The following is an 18,004-nucleotide window of genomic DNA, read 5'->3' as shown; positions in this document are numbered from 1 at the left end:
GAGAATTATGCGAAACGAACACGCCTTGGAGGATCGTATCAAGCGGGTGAACCGACAGCTCGACGATCTGCGAGCTCAGAAGCGGGCCGTGGTTATCCGCCAGATTCTGGCCCAACTCGAAAAAAACGGGATCACCCTGAAGGACCTCAAGGAAGCGCGCGCGGGCACCAAGTCACAGTCCAAGGCGGCTCCGGGCAAAAGAATGGTGGCGCCCAAGTATCGCCACCCTGACACTGGTGAAACCTGGTCGGGGCGAGGGCGGGCTCCGCGCTGGCTCGTCGCCGCCGAACTCGGCGGTGCCTCTCGAAACGACTACCTCATTCCCGCCTGAGGTTCTCGCGCTCAATAAAATAGGCCCGTACAGGGCCTTTTCTTCGTCGCTCTCGCCGTAGCACCACGTCCGCCGGGCACGCAGCCCACCTCGGACGATCGTTCGACAACTAGTCGTCACCACGGGAATAGGTCGGACCAGCTGCTGTCCCGCCTTCCTTTTGCCGAGGGGTTGCGTCCGGTGAGATACCAGTTGTCTCCCTGTTGGGATGCGAGAGAAGCCTCATCGAGCCTTTCAAGTGCGGCGCACTCGTCCTGATCTCGCACGGCGTCCGACGTCATAATGCCCGGCTGCTGCCATATCCGCTCAGCCACGTTCACTGCGGCGCGGCCGCCGCGCATGCGAATGGAGTCTGCAACCTCCTCCGGCAAAGAAAATAGACCAAGTTGAATAGGCTCTGAAAATACGTGCCACCGCTTCCACAGTTCGAATTGCAGACGTAGCTGTACGACGCCCGGTCGGGCCCCGTGAACGCGGCAGCAGTTCTCGAACGAGAGAGGACCATCATCGAATCCCAGGAGCCAACGGCCGGCGTTCATGATGTCCCGATCTTTCGCACGACTGTTCAACAGAAGCTGTACGGCCGTTTTGATTGCCAGAAGCGCCCATCGTTCCGGACCTTCCTCAAAGTCATCGACCGTCAGCTTGGCTATGACTTCTCGACTGGGTGCTTCCTTCTTGCAGATAGGGAAGGGAAGATCGCGGAGTGTGGCTTCAGCAAATTCTGGATGATCACCCAATGGTCCAGCCAAATTGTCTTGAGCAAGTAGGCGATCCAAAGTAGAACTGGCTTCGCCACTGCCGTCAGGCCAGGTGATACCAGATCCGTAAACAGGTAGATCAAAATCGCCCTCGTCCAGCTCGCCAGAAGTAGGCCAAGCACTATCACGAGAGCTATCAAGCCCCAAAATTGAATTTGTTCGACCATAACCTTTGTTGTCCATAGCGTGCATAGCGGTGATAGAGGTTCGGGCGTGCTTCAAGCTCTGGCAGCCTTTGCTGCGGTCAGATACCGGTCCGCATTCTTGAAATAGTCGCAGCCTTTTACTTGTTTACGTTTGGTGCGATTGACGCGGATAGGAGCTGCCTTGGACGATAGCCATTTCGAGATCGTGATGTTTGGTATCCGCAGGTTGAATAGCTCGCACCCTTGATAGAGCATGATGCACTCACCACGATCGACCTTCTTCAGGTCATCTTCAGTGACGCGGTACTGCTCCTCCTCTGACTCTGCGATCGCGTATCCCGCATCAGTGCTGAGCCCGCCTTCCGGCGCGGGCGTGATTTTTGGCGTCGACTCGGACGCACGGCTGGTGGCGCTGATGGTCGTCTTGGAGAATGTCCCTTTGCCGATCATCTTGGCTGCCTCCTCAGTTGTCTTCGGGCTCGCGAGCTTGAAGAACAGCTTTGTATCGGTGTTTTCTTCCAGCATGTCGCGAAAATCTGGTGACACGGCATCGAGGTTGGCGATACTTTGGAACATCGCCCACACCGAAATTCCGGCACTTCTTGCCTGCTCAAATACTCGATTCATCGCCATCAGCGCGTAGGCGCCGAACTCGTCCAGCAGGGCGAGATATGGGATGCGCGATCGGTGCGACTTCGGTAGCTGCTGTATCCGCGCGATAGCGGATCGAAGATCTGCCAGGAGCATCTTCGCAAAATTTCGGGCGGATTCGTCCTTCCCCATCGTTGGCAAAGAGACGTATGTAATCTTGTTCGACATCATGCTGTCGAACAGACGTACGTCCGGGCTGTACGACGACCCGACTTCGCCGAAGGTCCCAGTGCCGAACGCATGCAACCGCCCGGCGATGCCGCCTAGGGTCTCTTTCAGACGCTTCATGTTGATCCTGGCTGAGGCCGGTCCCGTGTCGTTCCCGAAACCACCTCGGTACTGCTCAATCCAAAGCGAAAGATTCTTCGTTGCGGGATGGTGAGGCAGCACGGAGCGAAGGCGCTCTTCTAGCTCGGATAGTGCGCGCTCGTTGTGTAGCAGTATGGAGAGATCAATGCAGTTGTATGCCAGTCCAAGCGCCTGGACTCCTCCGACGATCGCCCCGAGTGCCTGCTTTGCGGACTGACGATAGTGCTCCGCGGCCGGGGCCACTTCTGGAGCGGGGAGGCTCGTCAATATTCTGTCGGCGACCTCGTCCGGGTCGCCTTCAAGAACGGAGTTGTAGCTGTTGCTGTTGGCGGGATCTCCGAGGTTTATGAACTGCATGTCTTGGTATCGTCCGGCCCAGCGGGCGACTTGCGCAACCCACGACATGTCGTCGCTGTCGAGCTTGGCGTCGATCATGAGCAACCCGCCACCTCGGATGATCTGTTGCAGCATCATCAGCCGGGCAAAAGTCGTTTTTCCATAGCCGCTTCGCCCCGCGACCATGCCGTGGTACGGCAGCGCTTCGTCTGGGAGCCGAACGGCACGCCCGCGATCAGTCGTATACCCGATCAGCATGCCATCGTTTGAGAGCAGGTCGCTGGAACGGATATTGAGCTTTGAGCGGAATAGATGCATGCCAGCCAAGCCGTGCATGCAGCGTCCGGCCACCCATGCAGCACCTAGCCCAGCAAGAGCGTATGAGGGCACAGTAGGCAGGCCGCTGAAGAACGGGGACGTGGTCAACACTGACGACGAAATTGCCGCTAAGGCTAGGGTGTCGGCCGCCCCGCCCAAGCGATTTCCAAAAAAGCCTATTCCTTTCATTTCCTCCTAGCTCCCTGGGGCGCGTGGCCCGACGCCCAAAAAATAAACATTCACAGGTTGAGATATAAACATTCATCGCTAAAATACCACGCTATGCAAATAGTGGGAGGCGTCCGAATGCGGCGTTTTATTGGCTTGGTAGGAAGTGCTCTTGTTCTGACGTCGAGCATGGCGGCAGCACCTGAGGGCCAGGGTCAGTTCGATATGCGCGAGTGGATCGTGCCCGAGACGTCCGCCCTCGTAACCGTCCCTGAGCACTCTGAGCATGCGGTCGCGACACCGAAACGGGTGGGACCAGAGAAGCTCAAACCGGTGTGGTCGGTTCAAGGGCCGTCTACGTACCGTCCCGGAACGTGGATCGATACGAGTTACCGGAAGGATCCGAGACTCATATTGAGCCAAGTCGTTCGATTCGATTTTGATTTGTCGGAGTCGGCGTCCACGAACGCTGCGGCGCTGGTTGCCGCGCAAGTTGCAGGGCAGGGCGTCTCGTATCTGGTGGTGGGGCATGCGGACGAGCGTGGTACCGACGCCTACAACCTCGCCCTGTCGAAGCGCAGGGCGGAGGGGGTGAAACGCGCGCTGGAGGTCGCTGGTGTGCCCGCCAAATCAATCGAAGCGCGCTGGTACGGAAAGAGGCTACCGGTGAGCTTCGCGGATCAGAGTCTGAACCGCCGGGTGGAGATCTTGGTCAGCGGCGATCGTCCGGCTCAACTTAGGCGCGGAGCTAAGGCGGTGGGAGCTACGCCGCGTAGCAATCCGGGCATCGCGGAATCCGCGGCCCGTCAACCACAACCATCCCCTGGAGCCGTCTCGCCAGGATCTGCCGCATGCCATGTGCCTGGAGCGCAAGTCGTGGGCGGAAGGATTGTTCCTGCTTCGAACAACAAGGAGTGCAACCAATGATCGACGAAATTGATATTCCTGCGCACACGGACGACATGCCTTCATTTCTTCTATGGGAACTGGACGAGTTCCTGGTCTTGATGCTGTGCTTCCTGGGCGGCTACATCGCTCGCGGCATGTGGCCGTTCGTTGGCGCCGCCATCGGACTTTGGTTCACAGCGCGGATGCGCCGCTGGAAGCAGAACGAGATGATGGGAGCTATCCCACACATCGTATTTGCAGCAGGTTGGGCGGGTATCAACAAGCTGTATCGGAACGCGAAGCATGGGGTGCTGTGGTCATGAAGCTCAACTTTCTGACGAAGTCCTGGCGAAGCGCCGAGCGAAGCGTCCAGTTTTTGCTCGTGATTCTTCTGATTGAGAGCGTGGTCACCTTGGGAGCGCTGTACGGCTGGCTGAAGAAGGACGTCGTGACTCGCCTGGTGCCGCCTCGCATGACAGTAGAGGCAGAGATCAGTGCGGATAGTGCGTCCAAGGACTACCTGATCAGCGTTGCATTAACTGCGGCGACCCTTACGGGGAACGTGAGCCCCAAGAACGTGACGTTTGTGGCAGACGCGATGGGGCTCATCACGTCGCCAGCGATTTATCCGGAAGTCAGGCGCCGACTCTTCGCGCTTGCGATGGATCCTGTGTTCAAGGACCGCGGAGGCAGCGTGACGTTCACTGCGACCGGAATGGACTACGAGGCGCGCACCAAGACGGTATTCATCAAGGGCGAGCTCCAGTCTACGACTACGGCCGGCCCGATCGGGAAAGGAACTCCGTACGTTTACGAAATCCAAGTCGCCATCGAGAACGGCTGGCCGCAGATCTCCAAGTTCGATCACTACCCAGGCAAGCAAGAGAAAAGCCAGCATTGGCAATCAAGAAACCGTCGCGCGTTGGAGCGCGAGGCGGCTGAGCACGCGGCGGATCAACGTGCGGAAGACGCCGCAAAGGATCCTTGGTTCGACGACGCTGTTCGCTTCGGCGCGGCCGGCGGCAGCGTCGAAACCAGAGATCTGATGAGCGACGAGCGGCGTCAGAACAATGAGCAAGGAGAGAGTAAGTGAAGCGAGTCGTTTATAGCCTACTTCTGGCGTCATGCGCCGCGTCGAACGCCTTCGCGGTGGACCAGTACAAGTTGCCCCCCCCAGGACAGACTCCCGTGCAACGCCAGGCGATGCCTGGTGTCGGCACCATGCCTGGCGAAGCCGTCCAGCGGAGCAACGTGGTCCCTGTGACGGGAGAGGAGACCGTGCCTGTCGACATCTCGGCCACGTACATGAACCGCATCGCGACGCCTTTTGCGCGAGCGAAGGTAATCGACGCTACGAGCGGCGAAGACAAAAAGCCTCAACTTGGGGAGATGGTTATCACGGCCAACGGCTCGTCTGTGTACGTGCACGCCAATGGTGCGACTGATGCGCAGGCGATTTACATCACGGGCGACCAGCCGGGGGATCCCGTCATCTCGCTTCTCCTCATTCCGAAATCGATACCCAACCAGGTGATTCCTCTTCAGTTGAACGGCGGGTCTAACGCTGGTGGTTCATCGACGTCCGGATTCGATGCGCGTGCAAAGTCTGATGTGTACACCGATCAACTTGTCTACGCGTTGCGGACCCTTGCGTCGGGAGGGCGATTGCAGGGCTACGCTGAGGGATACATGCCTTCTGCGGTTGCAGCTATCGGTGAGGTGAGCATCCGGCCCCTGTCGCGGCATTCTGGGGCGCACTACGACATATACCGGTACCGGGTATCTGGACCGGCTGATCGGACGGTGGAGTTGCAAGAGCCCTCCTTCTGGGCGGAAGGTGTTCGCGGGGTTGCATTCTTCCCAACCTCCGTCGTGGGAGGTGGAGCGGAGACCGATCTCTTCGTGGTCGCGGACAAGTCCGCCACGGGGCAGGGAGGAGCGCAATGAGCGAGAAGAAAGGTCTGAAGGACTGGTGGAACGAGCAAGGCTCGGGTGTTCGTCTGGGGATCGTCGGCGTCAGCTTCATCGTCGTCGTGGTGCTGCTCTTCATTCTTCTGAAGCCCGCGCCCAAGAAGCGCGTCCCGAAGAATCCCGAGCCCCCGGTGTCGGCAAACATGCTGCTGCCAAAGCCGAAGGATCGCACGGTCGAGATGCTCGCTGGCGACCTTACGGCGCAATCAAAGCAGTTGAAGGATCTTGGAGACCAGATCAAGCAGGAGCGAGAGGCCCGGAAGCAAATCCTCGGTCGTTTGGAGGACGCGATTGACAAGATCAAATCGGCGCCAGGCGCGGACGGCGTGTCCAAGGACATTCTTTCTGAGGTCCAGAAGCTGAGCACACGCCTGGACTCGCTGGAAGGGAAGAGGGAGTTGGGTGCGGGATATCAACTTCCGAATGCCCCAGCCTCTTCTTTGCCTTCCGGAGCTCCGATGGCCGCACCCACGGCCAGTCCGGAGGTGAAGGCCATTCGCATCCGGGTTACCGAGAACGCCACGCCAAAGCCCGAAGAGCCACGGACAGATTCCGAGGCTCCTGGTGAATACGTCCCGATGACCACGGTGTTTGAAGGGCACCTCATCACGGGTATGGACGCTCCGACGGACCAGTCCGCCAAGGCAAAAGTGAACGCGGTACCCGGAATCCTCCGCGTTAAGGGCATTTCGTCAATGCCCAATGGACATACGTCGCAGTCGCTGAATGATTGCCGCGTGCTGGTCGCAGGCTACGGGGGACTTTCCGACGAGCGTGCCCAGCTGCGCACCGAGAGTATCGCTTGCATCATTCCCAATGACGATCCGACCAAAGAGCCTCGCGTCGTAGAGGCTCCGCTGGATGGGTTTGTGCTAGGCGAAGACGGGCGCGTGGGTGTGCGGGGACGGCTCGTTTCCAAGCAGGGGCAGCTGATCGCAAAGACGTTGATGGCCGGCGTGCTGTCCGGATTCGGCGACGCGTTAAAGCCGACCCGCGTACAGGGCTTGGATCTCAACCCTTCGGGAAGCGTCCAGACTCAGTCCGTCGACGCCAGCACGATCGGAAAGACCGGGCTCGCAACAGGCCTCTCCGACGCCGCCAAGAGCGTGAGCGAGTACTACCTGAAGTTGGCAGATCAAATGATGCCGGTGCTCGAAGTTGACGCCGGCAGGAAGGTGACCGTGGCACTTAAGAAAGGATTTGTACTGAAATGAAGAAGCTCCTATTGGTGTGTTCGTTAACCGTGGCCCTCAGCGGTTGCGCGTCGATCTTGGATCCCGCGGGCGGCCGCTCTTCGTTCACGTGCATGGATCCGAACAATCCGGATTCGCTGCAAGACGGAATTACGTGCAAAACGCCGATGGCCGTCATCAAGTCGACCGATCAACCGATGCCTCTGAGGGAGAGCGATTTGCCTTTCGGGGTGACCATGAAGGACGTTGAATCCGGGGCGGTCGCGGGCAATGTGCAGATCGGAAGCTTTCCGGCTGGCAAGAGCGATCGGCAGCGGACGCAAGGAGCTACGGTTGCAGGCTCCTATGACCTGGTCACGGCGGTCGGTGCCGGGGCTGGCCCGGGCGCTGGAAGCGACATCTACGGTAAGCCCGTTCGCGAGCCCGCCGTGGTGATGCGCATTTGGGTGGCACCGTGGATTGACGCACGTGACGACCTGCATTACCCCTCGTACGTCTTCACCGAAGTCCAGCCCCGCCGCTGGGCTATGGGGGCGGCTGGTTTCGTTAATCGAGGAATTCTGGCGCCGGCGAAGATGGTGCGGCCGGCGGGTGCGAAGGCTGTCGGTTCGCCGCGTGTGCCGCGCTCCGGCGGATCTCAGGAACCCGCCGAATCCTCTGCAACAAGCACCAGGGAAAACAGCATTAAGGACATGGGAGGAATGCCACAAATCACCAACCCGTAGCGAACGAAAATCTCACCAACCAAGGATAGAAACTAAAGGAATAAAACATGGAAATCTCCCTCAAGCCGATGGCTTCCGGTTCCAGCGAGAGTGCGATTCAGAACCCTCCGAAATGGCTGCTCATGGTCGCCGCCTTCATCATTATCGCCATTGTGTCGCTGGCATCAGCACATGCTGGTGGCGGCGGCGACGCGTTGACCGAATTCAACGACTTCCTGGAAGACGAGTACAACGGCTCGCTTGGCCTGGCCATTGGCCTCGTATCGGTCCTGTTCGGGCTTGTGGCCACGGCGGTCATGATGACTTTCAAGCCCGCCGCGATCGGCGTGGGCGTGGCGTTCCTTATCGGTCCGTTCGTCGATGCTGTCGTGAAGGCGCGTGCGTCCGGGTTGCCCGAGGTCGTCGCGCACGTCGTAACTACCGGGATTCCCGGCCTCACCCTCTAGGGGTGCCTGCGCAGAGGCGAACTGATCCCTCTATCTGCTCTACCAAGTAGCAAATGCAGGAAGGCAGCGACGTCCGGCTCGATGCCCGGACCCGCTGCCTTAGTTTTACTGTGCACCCTTCGCTGAGCTTGGCATGCCCGCTAGTCGGCAGCCTCGCGATCGCAATCATCCCCACCCCGGACGCCAGATAATGAGCAAGCTCAAGAAAAACCATCCCGCCGAGAACATCACGGTCACTGCGTGGGATGACTCCTCCAATATCCTCTACTTCGAATCCAAACGGTTGAAGGAGCGTTTCATTGGCGCGGTGGGTGTCACCTCGCCGGTGGTGGGAACCGACAACCAGTTCGTTGAGCGCCTTTCAGTATCCTTGTCTGCGAACCTTCCCGCGCGGTCCATCATTCATTGGGGTATCCTCGCCGATCCCGACATCGATGCCATTGTGGAGGGCTACCTCTCAGGGAAGGCCGGTGCTGGCGGCATATTGGCCTCGATGGCTCGCGAGCATGCCGAATACATAGCGTCAGGTACCACGCAGCCGCTCATTCCGACGAATGGAGTTCGGGTCCACAAAAAACGGCTTTTTGTGGGAATTAAAGTGCCAGTGACCGCGGCTGACGTCGCGGCCGACGATCTCGCACCCGCGACCGAGCACGTCACAGGGCTGTTTGACCGCCTGAAGACCGCGGGCTTTCATTTTCGTCTGCTCGACGAGGCGGGGTATCGGCGAATCGTTAAGAAGGTCCACAACCCCTGGGCTTCAGACGATGATTGTGTGGCCCCGTTGGACGAAGAACGTCCACTCAACGAGCAGATTCTTCCCAACTCGTTCTCGGTCGACTATTCCCAAGATCACGCGTCGATATCGTTCAATGACGGGCAGCATTTCGCCAAGGTGCTCAGCGTGAACAACTTCCCCCAGCGTGCGCACTCATGGATCATGAATGAGGTGATAGGCGACGCCAAGGGGCTCACCAATCAGATCCAGGAGCCCTTCTACCTGTCCTTCGTCATGCTTTACCCCGATCAGCAGGCGCTTAAGCGTAAGGTCGGCTTGATGTCGACGGTGATCAACAACCAGGCGTACGGGCCGACGATCAAGCTCTGGCCCGTTATTGGCTATAAGAAAAAGCGTATCGACACGCTCGTCCACGCGTTGAACGGCCGCGGTGAAATTGGCGTGCAAGTGTCCATGGCGCTTGTCATCTATTCGAAGAGCAAGGACCGACTTCGCTCGTACAGCGAAAGCTTGTGCACTTACTACCGTGCGATCGGCGGTAAAGGAAAGAAGTTCGATATCCGAGAGGACAAGCGAATCCTGCGCACCGTATTCGAGCAGGCCCTCCCATTGAATGGGAGTGAAGGCGGGTTGCACCGTTCCTTCCGCCTGCGCTCCATGTCAGTTCCGCAAGCCGTGCGATTTTTGCCGATCTATGGCGACGGAACGGGGAGTCGGACCTCGTCAGGAACCCTAGTTCTAACACGACGTGGCGAAGCCGCGATGATAGACCCGCTGGCTACACCCGGTAATGCAAACGGCCTCGTGTATGCCGAATCTGGCAGTGGGAAGTCCTTTTGGGTGCAGGCGGTCGTCTCCGACATGCTGGCCTCAGGGGTGAAGGTGTGGATTATCGATGACGGCCGATCCTACGAGAAGCTTGGTCGGTCGCTGGGCCCCGATAAATGCCAGGTCATCACCTTCTCCAAGGAAAGCTTTCTGTCGCTCAATCCTTTCACATCAATTCCATTGGGGGGGCTTCAAGAAGAGATGTCGCTGCTCTCGACGATCTTCACGAAGATGGCCGCGCCAAATGATGGGCTGGACGACGTGAAGCGGCCGATTCTGGAACGCGCGATTACGGCTGCGTACATGAACAACACGAACGAGGCTATTCCCGAGGATGTCGCCAATTTTCTGTTGACGCAGCCTGACGAGTTGTCGCGGACGATTGGTAAGCAGCTATACCCGTTTGCCTCGGGCCAGTTTGCCCATTGGTTCAACAAGCCCTTCAACATCAACATGGACGCCCAACTCATCATTCTGGAGATGGGTGACCTGAAGCTTCTTCCTCATCTGCGGGACGTGGTTGTGCTTCAGATGTTTGCCGCGATCGCGCGCAGCCGACAGAAGTTGAAAACCCAGGGCATTCGAAATCTCTTGCTGGTGGAAGAGGCGAAACAATGGCTGCTGAATCCGATCATGGCGGAGGGCATCGACGAGTCCTACGCCCGCGCGCGTAAAGACCTTGGCGCAATCGCTTGCGTGACCCAGGGTCTGCTGGATATCGGCAAATCTCCCCGCGGAGACTCGATCCTCCAGAACACGGCGTGGCATGCGATTCTCAAGCAGAAGCCGGATCAGGTGCAGAAGGCACTTAATCAAGACCACTTTTCAATCGACGCCTATGGCGCGGAGCAGATCAACTCGATTCACAAAGTGGACAACGTCTACTCCGAGTTCATGTTCAAAGTCGACTCCGCATACGAGATCTACCGACTCGTGCGAAGCCGCTATTCGAATGTGATGTTCTCCACCAGCGGGAGGGAACGGACGGAGATCCTTCGCATGATCGATCAGGGTGTTTCGGCTGACGCTGCTATCCGCAGATTCCTCGACGAAGAGGCGCGCGGTGTGGTTTCCCGTCACGAACCCACTCTCACTATGGGCTGAGCCAAGACAACTCTTCTTTTGCAAGGTGATCGGAATGAATTTGTTCTCGTTTTTGTACGTGGCCGCCGGCGCTGCGTTGCTGTGTTTATTGGGATTGTGGCTGGTGCGGCCTAAGGCCATAAAGCCGGAATTTGCGATCGCGGTGTTCGTCGCGGTGGTAATTGCGTCAACTCTTGCGGCATGGAACCTTGACTCGGACGGCCCGCTGAGCGCTGAGTCGGATTCCCCGCAAAGGACACGATCGACCGCTACGTCTCAAGAAATGGGCGGTGGCACGCCCGTCGTAGTGCTCGATGCGGCAGGGTTAGCTGAGCGATTCTATGAGAGGGCGTCGCTTGCCGGGGAGGTGAACTCTCCGGTCGATGTCGCTCAAGATTTCGCGGCGCACTTAGCTCGCGTCCTTCGCGACTATGAAGGTGCAGGAATTCTTGTGCTGAACAAAAATGCTGCACTCGCTGTCCCGCCCCTGGGGGATGTCACCACGGTCGTCGCCGAACGCCTGGGCTTGGGGGCAGAGAAGTAGATGACTTACCTGAAAAGCTCCTGGCGAAGAATCGCGGCCAACTGCCGCCAGCTGAGCAAGAACCGGACGGCAATATTGTTAACGCTGGTGGGCGCCGTGCTGGCGCTCTCGGCCCGTCCGGTAATCACCGACGCATTGCGCCAGAAGATGCACTTTGCTCTGGACGTGCAGGTGGAGGAGAACCGCTGCCTACCTCACACCTTCTACTTTGTAAGGCTTGGGCGTCCCGAAGGCGGGCTTACTCGCGGCATGTACGTCGAATACATCGCCAATGGTGGACTGATGGGCCATGCCTTGGATGGACAGCGGATCATTAAGATCGTGGCCGCGCTGCCAGGTGATAGGGTTCGCGTGGACGATTCGGGCATCTCCATCAACGGGAAATTCTGGGGCCCGCTAGGCCTGTCCAGTCGGCTCGACGTAAGTGGGTTACGCATGCAGGGAGATGCAACGGTTCCAGGGGGCAAGGCGCTGCTGCTCGGCACCATGCCCGGATCCTACGATGGCCGGTACTGGGGATTCCTCGACCAAGACCAAATTATTGGACAGGCATGGCCCCTTTTTTAAATCAAAAAAATATGATTTAAATAAATCATTTGTGGGACACCGTGAGATGTGTGCAAATCCGATTCTCAAGATATTTGCCGGGCTGTGGTTGTGCGCTGCGATCTTGCCGACCGCGGCGGCTGCACAAAACACAAGCTTTTATGACCGCAAGGGCGAAGGTTGGTTTTGGTACCAAGATCCGGAGTTGGAGCCCGAACCTGTAGACGAGAACCAGGTAAAGCAGCAGGCAACCACGCCACCAGCCGATCCCAAATCGCCCAAGGCTGTTGAGCCTCCATCCTACAGGCGGCAGGAGGTGGAGCCTTTTTCCGTAGAGTGGTTACAGAAGCAGATGCCGGTGCTTCTAGGTCGAGCAATTGACGACCCAACAAAGGAAAACGTGGAGGCATATCTATACGCTCAACGGGTGGCGATGGACAAAGCGCAACGGTATGCAAACCAGGTTCAGATGGTTGTGGCAAACGATCCGTATCTAGACGAAAACAATCGCGTTCCACTGTCCAGCTTTGCGAAGAAAGATTTCCTGCGATATCGAGGGGAAGGCCAAACCGAGGCGATGGAGCATCTCAGCAAGATCGGTGGCCTCTGGGTGTTCTTCGACTCGACGTGCGCCTTTTGTCCGCCGCAGGTCTCGGCTGTGAGGGATCTTGCCCGCGAATTCGGTTTCCTAACCAAATTCATTTCGATGAACGGCGAGGCGGTCCCCGGGCTTGGACAGGATGAGTTTGTCCCGAATGGTGGCCAGGCGCAGCGGCTAGGTCTGCGGCTCACTCCCACTACGGTGTTCGTGGTCCCACCGGACAACTACTACATCCTGTCGCAAGGGATGATGTCTCAGGATCAGCTTCGTGACCGTCTCATCGTCGCTGCCGACTACAACGGGCTGCTACCAGAAGAAATCCTGAAGAAGCTACGCGTGTTCGATCGCGGTGTGCTCAGTACCGAGGACATGAAGGCGGGAGCGGGCGACGACCCAGGTGAGTGGGTGCGCTATTTGAAAGAGCGGCTGTCGGGCCAGTACTAAAAGGAAAACACTATGAGGTTGAGACTTCACATGCGAAGGTCCGTCGTTCTTACGGCACTAGCCGTCGCTTTAAGCTTGTCACCGGAGCTAAAGGCGGCCTCGCTGAGCTCTGAGCTGGATGGCATGTTTGCGAATGCGACCGCACCTGGGTCGTTTAACAGCCAGCTACGCAATGGCTTTGTCGGTGGGGGAATCGGTGTGCGAACTCCGGTTCGTCCGATAAACCTTATCGCGTTTGACCCGCCGAGGCTCGCTGCTGGATGTGGTGGCATAGATCTCTATGGTGGCTCGTTCTCGTTCATCAATAGCGAACAGCTGCAAGCCCTTCTTCGGCAAATCGCGGCGAACGCAATCGGCGTGGCATTCAAGGCGGCGATCGACTATATCAACCCTGCGCTCGGCAAGATCATGGGCGACTTTCAGTCGATATTGCAAAGCTTGATGCAGAACCTTCGCAATACCTGCGCTCTTGCCCACACCGTCGTGAACTGGGGAAAGCAGGCGTTGTTTGCTTCAGAGGAGTCGCTCTCCGCGGAAAACTCGGAAGGAAGCGGAGGCTTTGTCGACCGGGTGGCGAGCATCACCGATTCGGTCAAAGGCTTTTTCAGCAGCGCGAATCGCCAGTCGAAGGAGGCCGCGGACAAGAACGCCATTACGGAGACCGGAAATCTCGTGTGGAAAGCGCTGGGTAACTCTGGCGCGGCAGACGAGTTCGGCAATCTGTTGACGGGCGAGTCCACGCGAAAGGCGTCGAAGGAATTCGTCATGTCGCTTTCCGGTACTGTCGTTGTCGGAGCAGACTCCTCTGACAGCGATAGCGCAAAATCCATTGGCCAGGTTCGGGCGGGCACCGTCGACCTTTACAACATCCGTGATGGAGCCAAGGAGGGCCAAGCGAGCCGGCTGGAAATGCTGCGTTGTCCAGCTAGTGGATACAACGACAGCACGGCTGACCGGGTTCCAGATGGGCCGTGCACCACGGTGACGCTTGAAGCGGTTCCATCGTCTTTCACGGGAGTGAAAGAACACGTCGCGAAGCTGCTGTACGGTTCAACGCTTGGCGCGAAGGACCAAGTGTATGCGGATTCCATTATCGCGAAGATCAACAGTTGCGAAAGCACGCGGAACGAGTGCGGATTCACGGCGCAGCAGCGAGCTCTACTGAACGCGGTATCGGCGCCTCTCCTAGGCCTTCTGGTCGCAACCCAACAGAACACGGCATCAATGACTCAAGTCGCAAAGCAACTTGAGCCATTGATCGTGAACGAAATAACGATTTCGTATGGGGACGCTGCGTTGCGCGCCATCCGCCAAGCATTCTCGGGTAAGGACCAAACGACAATGCCGCCAGTGATCGAGGCTCGCGAACGGTTACTGAGCGACCAAGTCCGTCAGATGCGCGAGGAAAATGCTATCCAGTGGGACCGAGTGATGAAGGCGAAGGAGTACTCGGACATCCTGGTCAAGTTCAACCCGGCCATTTTCAGGAACTATCGATGATCCCGCGGAATTCCCTCGATATCGCCGTGAACGCGCAGGCGACAAGCGATTGGCTGATTCGGGTGCTGACAGTCGTACTCCCGCCAGTGCCCGGCGTCATTGCTGTCGCGACGTGCATCTTTTGCTGCGTAATGTTCGCTCTTTCTGGAGGAAAGGTAGGCGTATTGCCGTGGGCGGGCTTCGCTGGCTTTATCGCACTGGCCGTCTGGCTCATTGTGTACACGTCGCTTTCAACTGTGCTCGTCGCGTCGCTCTTGTTCCGGCGGCTGAGGTTTGGGGCATCAGTGAAGCGCGCCGTTTCGAAGAACGACGTCCAAGCGGATTGAGAACTATGCCGACCTTTACTACCTACCTGACCGGCCCGCTCGATATGTTCTATGCCACGCTCAATGGCGTGGCCATGGCGTTCAACGATACAGGCCTCATTACCGGCGCAGCGGTGCTTGGCGGGTTGCTCGCGATCGCCTCTGGTGCCTGGTTCCACATGAACCAGTACATGCCAAGCACTGTCAATCGAGGGCACAGCATCTTCGAGAGCGCTGTGATCATCGTGTTGGCGCTAACCGCTGCCGGATTGCCGATCCGCAACCAGCTGGTAAATGTGTATGACGGCAGTATTCGTGCGGTTGATAACGTGCCCGCGGTGCTTGGCATTCCGGCGGCACTCTACAGTCAGCTTAGCTACGGCGTCCTGGAGACCGTGGATACCTCGTTCTCGACGGTGAGCGGTAGCTACATGACTGTGGCGCAGAATGGCTTCGTTACCCCGCTTGCGCTGCTCTTCACCATGCGTGGCGGTTTGGAGAAGGCCGACCCGGCGATGGTCGCGACCTGGAAGAATTTCGTGCTTTATTGTTCGCCAAACTCTGCCGTCAACAGCACAGAGACGGAGCAGGTTCCCGACTATTTCAACTATCTCTTGGACAACTCCAAACGGGGTGGCGTACTGATCGGATACATCAACTACGACGGCACTGGAAATATCGAAGCTGGCGTTGCAATGTCGTGCATTGAGGCGGCAGAAGCACTGCGATCGCGCGTCGATTTGCTTTTCGCCAATGCCAATCTATCCACGTCTCCTCTGAACACCCTCATTAATCAGAACATGAAGACTGCCAAGGTCGGTTTGGGAGCGGGCGGGCAATCTTCGTATACGGTTGCGGACGTGGAGAACAGCTACAACGCCCTGATGCAGCTTGGGGCAGGATGGGGCCAGTCGGCGCAACAGTTTATGCTGAACGCGCTGCTTCGCAATGCAACCGCAGACACATATCGATGCCGACTTGCTGCCACAAGCCCATCTGCATTCAATGAGTGCACCATGATGCAAAGCGACGCCATGGAGAAGTACAAGGTGGACGCGACGGCGGCTGGTAGCGGCTTTCAGAAGACGATGTTTACCGGCATGACGTATATGCAGATGCTGTACTACGCGTTCGGTGTCATTGTTTTCCTGTACGGCTTGATTGCGGGCGCCCGTTGTTTTGGAGCAATGGCGAAGTTCATGCAGTTCGGTGCATGGGTCTTCAGCTGGCTCCCGTTCGCGGCCGTGATTAATGGGTTCATCCAGCTCACCGTGGTCGAGAAGATGGGCCAGTACGCGCTCAACGCGTTAACGTTGCAGAATTTCGATGCGGTGATGTACGACACGTTGAGCACCAACCTTGCATATGCCTCCGATCTAATGGCGGCTGTTCCGTTGCTGACGATGGCGATCATCTATGGGTCCCCGTATGCAATGGCCGGTATGGCCCAGCGCATGTCCGGGCGGGACTACGTGTCCGAGGATAAGGTTGCGCCCGACTCCGTTAAGAACTCCGCTCCCATTCAAGTGACGCCGGCGTACACACAGAATATGCACGCCGGCGGCGCTTCGTCCTATGCGGCGGACCGACAGATTCAGGTCGGTAACGACCTTTCGGCCATGCAGCAGAGTACGTGGCAGCAGACTCAGCAGGCGCAAGCGTCAGTTGCTGATGCGATGGCCCAGGTCCACTCGACTGCTTTCGGGCTCAAGTCAGGCAGCAGTACATCGACTGCTGTACGGGACACAGTTGCCACGGGTGAGGAAAGCGCACAGATGGCCGCTCAGCAGACGTTCAAGCAGCGACTCATCGAGAGCGGGATGACGGAGCAGAAGGCAGATGCGATCTTCCGTGAGCAAAGCAAGAGCATTGGAACCAGCGTGGACGGAAAGCTGGGATTCAGCGCTCCGATGGTTGGCGGTGTGAGCGCAGGTCGATCGGTCAGCTGGACCGATTCGGATGGGAAGCGGCACACCGAGACTATCACGCAGCAAGAGTCGGAGAAAATAAACCGCGCGGCCATGGCCGCAAATTCATCCGCCACGACGATACGAATGGGAGCATTGTCGGACGCGGCTCATCAAGTGCAAAGAAGCGACGGCTGGGAATCAAGCGATGTGAGGTCGGCCACCGGATCGGTGACTGAGACCGTGTCGCGCGCGCGCTCTGAAATGGAGACTTATGCGCGCACGGAGTCCGCTGGCAGTCGAATCGGTGCGGGCTTCACGTTGAGCCTCAGCCAGAACGGGCATTTGCTGGAGAGGAACGATTCGTATGCCCCGGTCAAGTCAACTATCGATGACCTGCATAACAAGCTGGTTGAGGCTCGTCCAGAGCTTCAGTCGGTGACCAACACCACCTATAGGCAACTCACCGACCAGGCTGGTTCCAATCGTGCCGGCTCCGAGGAATGGGCAAAGCTGGAGACGCTGCGGCAGTATGACCAGGGCGGGTACGTCCGCGCGGTCGACGTGATTGCAGGTGCGACTGGGATCGGCGCTGGTTTCGATGCCGGTGCGTTGCGAGGCGTCTCAGGTGACGTGCAGGCGCTCGCCCCGCCTGACGTAACCGGCCGCGTTGGGCCTGGCGGCGACGCCAGCTACCGGAGCGCCGGAGTGCCTGACACGATGACCGGCGACCAGTTGCGACAACAGCTGCAAAGTTCGAATCAAGGATCGACTATCGTGAGACGCGGTGAGACGCTGGAGGAAGCTAACCACGCTCGGTATGAAGGCCAGAACGCGGCGCCCGGGTCTCGTGCAGCGGATGTTGACCTGACGGGGCGGGTCATTGAAACTCTTTCGGGGGTTCCTGCTTCCGATCCAGTCGCACGAGCTCAAGCATACCTTTCGGGCCGGGCATTCGCTGATGCGCCGCCAGTGGACGGCCAGCTTCGTGGGGACGCCACGCCTATCGCGGGTGATCGTCAGAATGGTCCGTCCAGCGCCAGTCCCGTACAGATGCCGGTAGCGGCGCCGGTGGCTGATGGGCAGCTTCGTGGGGACGCTGCGCCTATCGCGGGTGATCGTCAGAATGGTCCGCCCAGCGCCAGTCCCGTACAGATGCCGGTAACGGTGCCGGTGGCCGATGTGCAGCTTCGTGGGGACGCTGCGCCTATCGCGGGTGATCGTCAGAATGGTCCGTCCAGCGCCAGTCCCGTACAGACGCCGG

At 58.4% G+C, this 18,004-nt stretch carries 16 protein-coding genes; 14 read left to right on the top strand and 2 right to left on the bottom strand.

Annotated features, from left to right (window positions below; genetic code table 11):
• Window positions 1-7 precede the first annotated feature (7 nt).
• Complete coding sequence (locus tag RT614_RS05365) at window positions 8-331, top strand: H-NS histone family protein (RefSeq protein ID WP_313620819.1); 324 nt, start codon at window positions 8-10, stop codon at window positions 329-331.
• 116 nt (window positions 332-447) lie between these two features.
• Here RT614_RS05365 and RT614_RS05360 read toward each other — a convergent pair whose 3' ends face one another.
• Together RT614_RS05360 and RT614_RS05355 are read right to left on the bottom strand one after the other, a co-directional pair.
• Window positions 448-1,275, bottom strand: coding sequence for a hypothetical protein (locus RT614_RS05360; RefSeq protein WP_313620818.1), 828 nt, complete (start codon window positions 1,273-1,275; stop codon window positions 448-450).
• Window positions 1,276-1,310: 35 nt separating this feature from the next.
• Window positions 1,311-2,870 carry a type IV secretory system conjugative DNA transfer family protein gene (locus RT614_RS05355; protein WP_175493132.1) on the bottom strand — a complete coding sequence of 520 codons (1,560 nt, stop codon included), beginning with the start codon at window positions 2,868-2,870 and terminating at the stop codon, window positions 1,311-1,313.
• A gap of 264 nt (window positions 2,871-3,134) precedes the next feature.
• Between RT614_RS05355 and RT614_RS29070 the strand changes: the two genes are divergently transcribed.
• The 13 genes from RT614_RS29070 to RT614_RS05295 all read left to right on the top strand — a co-directional run.
• Complete coding sequence (locus tag RT614_RS29070; protein ID WP_409558426.1) at window positions 3,135-3,947, top strand: OmpA family protein; 813 nt, start codon at window positions 3,135-3,137, stop codon at window positions 3,945-3,947.
• Window positions 3,944-4,231, top strand: coding sequence for a type IV conjugative transfer system protein TraL (gene traL / locus RT614_RS05350; protein WP_313620816.1), 288 nt, complete (start codon window positions 3,944-3,946; stop codon window positions 4,229-4,231). The genes RT614_RS29070 and traL overlap by 4 nt, the downstream gene beginning before the upstream one ends.
• Entirely contained in the window at window positions 4,228-5,001 is a 774-nt protein-coding gene (locus tag RT614_RS05345; RefSeq protein ID WP_054470927.1) for a TraE/TraK family type IV conjugative transfer system protein, read from the top strand. The genes traL and RT614_RS05345 overlap by 4 nt, the downstream gene beginning before the upstream one ends.
• Entirely contained in the window at window positions 4,998-5,855 is an 858-nt protein-coding gene (locus RT614_RS05340) for a type-F conjugative transfer system secretin TraK (RefSeq protein WP_054470928.1), read from the top strand. The genes RT614_RS05345 and RT614_RS05340 overlap by 4 nt, the downstream gene beginning before the upstream one ends.
• The gene (locus tag RT614_RS05335) at window positions 5,852-7,093 is read left to right on the top strand and encodes a TraB/VirB10 family protein (protein ID WP_279968335.1); all 1,242 of its coding nucleotides are present in this window, start codon (window positions 5,852-5,854) and stop codon (window positions 7,091-7,093) included. Before RT614_RS05340 ends, RT614_RS05335 begins: the two co-directional genes overlap by 4 nt.
• Window positions 7,090-7,797, top strand: coding sequence for a TraV family lipoprotein (locus tag RT614_RS05330; protein ID WP_054470930.1), 708 nt, complete (start codon window positions 7,090-7,092; stop codon window positions 7,795-7,797). Before RT614_RS05335 ends, RT614_RS05330 begins: the two co-directional genes overlap by 4 nt.
• A 47-nt stretch (window positions 7,798-7,844) precedes the next feature.
• Window positions 7,845-8,243: a hypothetical protein gene (locus tag RT614_RS05325; protein ID WP_054470931.1), complete on the top strand. Its 399-nt coding sequence runs from the start codon at window positions 7,845-7,847 to the stop codon at window positions 8,241-8,243.
• A gap of 190 nt (window positions 8,244-8,433) precedes the next feature.
• Window positions 8,434-10,914 (top strand): TraC family protein, encoded by a 2,481-nt coding sequence (locus RT614_RS05320; RefSeq protein WP_313620813.1) that lies wholly within the window; start codon window positions 8,434-8,436, stop codon window positions 10,912-10,914.
• 34 nt (window positions 10,915-10,948) lie between these two features.
• The gene (locus RT614_RS05315; protein WP_313620812.1) at window positions 10,949-11,437 is read left to right on the top strand and encodes a hypothetical protein; all 489 of its coding nucleotides are present in this window, start codon (window positions 10,949-10,951) and stop codon (window positions 11,435-11,437) included.
• Window positions 11,438-12,004, top strand: coding sequence for a S26 family signal peptidase (locus RT614_RS05310; RefSeq protein ID WP_279968337.1), 567 nt, complete (start codon window positions 11,438-11,440; stop codon window positions 12,002-12,004).
• On the top strand, window positions 11,940-13,028 hold the full coding sequence (gene traF, locus RT614_RS05305; RefSeq protein WP_313620811.1) for a conjugal transfer protein TraF: 1,089 nt from the start codon (window positions 11,940-11,942) through the stop codon (window positions 13,026-13,028). Before RT614_RS05310 ends, traF begins: the two co-directional genes overlap by 65 nt.
• Window positions 13,029-13,151: 123 nt before the next feature.
• Window positions 13,152-14,528, top strand: a complete 1,377-nt coding sequence (locus tag RT614_RS05300; RefSeq protein WP_279996641.1) for a conjugal transfer protein TraH — start codon at window positions 13,152-13,154, stop codon at window positions 14,526-14,528.
• Window positions 14,529-14,859: 331 nt separating this feature from the next.
• Window positions 14,860-18,004, top strand: a 3,145-nt coding sequence (locus RT614_RS05295; RefSeq protein WP_313620810.1) for a conjugal transfer protein TraG N-terminal domain-containing protein, incomplete at its 3' end; no start/stop codon positions are given.

The sequence above is a fragment of the Achromobacter sp. genome (assembly GCF_032102605.1).
In the GTDB taxonomy this organism is placed as follows: domain Bacteria; phylum Pseudomonadota; class Gammaproteobacteria; order Burkholderiales; family Burkholderiaceae_B; genus Achromobacter.
Note: the sequence above shows the minus strand (reverse complement) of the source record. Positions and strands in the feature narration are given on the sequence as shown.

Coding starts and splice junctions, on each gene's coding strand:
- RT614_RS05360 (WP_313620818.1), bottom strand. CDS start 1,275: ATGGACAACAAAGGTTATGGTCGAACAAATTCAATTTTGGGGCTTGAT.
- RT614_RS05365 (WP_313620819.1), top strand. CDS start 8: ATGCGAAACGAACACGCCTTGGAGGATCGTATCAAGCGGGTGAACCGA.
- RT614_RS05335 (WP_279968335.1), top strand. CDS start 5,852: ATGAGCGAGAAGAAAGGTCTGAAGGACTGGTGGAACGAGCAAGGCTCG.
- RT614_RS05325 (WP_054470931.1), top strand. CDS start 7,845: ATGGAAATCTCCCTCAAGCCGATGGCTTCCGGTTCCAGCGAGAGTGCG.
- RT614_RS05345 (WP_054470927.1), top strand. CDS start 4,228: ATGAAGCTCAACTTTCTGACGAAGTCCTGGCGAAGCGCCGAGCGAAGC.
- RT614_RS05300 (WP_279996641.1), top strand. CDS start 13,152: ATGTTTGCGAATGCGACCGCACCTGGGTCGTTTAACAGCCAGCTACGC.
- traL (WP_313620816.1), top strand. CDS start 3,944: ATGATCGACGAAATTGATATTCCTGCGCACACGGACGACATGCCTTCA.
- traF (WP_313620811.1), top strand. CDS start 11,940: ATGGCCGGTACTGGGGATTCCTCGACCAAGACCAAATTATTGGACAGG.
- RT614_RS05320 (WP_313620813.1), top strand. CDS start 8,434: ATGAGCAAGCTCAAGAAAAACCATCCCGCCGAGAACATCACGGTCACT.
- RT614_RS05355 (WP_175493132.1), bottom strand. CDS start 2,870: ATGCACGGCTTGGCTGGCATGCATCTATTCCGCTCAAAGCTCAATATC.
- RT614_RS05330 (WP_054470930.1), top strand. CDS start 7,090: ATGAAGAAGCTCCTATTGGTGTGTTCGTTAACCGTGGCCCTCAGCGGT.
- RT614_RS05310 (WP_279968337.1), top strand. CDS start 11,438: ATGACTTACCTGAAAAGCTCCTGGCGAAGAATCGCGGCCAACTGCCGC.
- RT614_RS29070 (WP_409558426.1), top strand. CDS start 3,135: ATGCAAATAGTGGGAGGCGTCCGAATGCGGCGTTTTATTGGCTTGGTA.
- RT614_RS05315 (WP_313620812.1), top strand. CDS start 10,949: ATGAATTTGTTCTCGTTTTTGTACGTGGCCGCCGGCGCTGCGTTGCTG.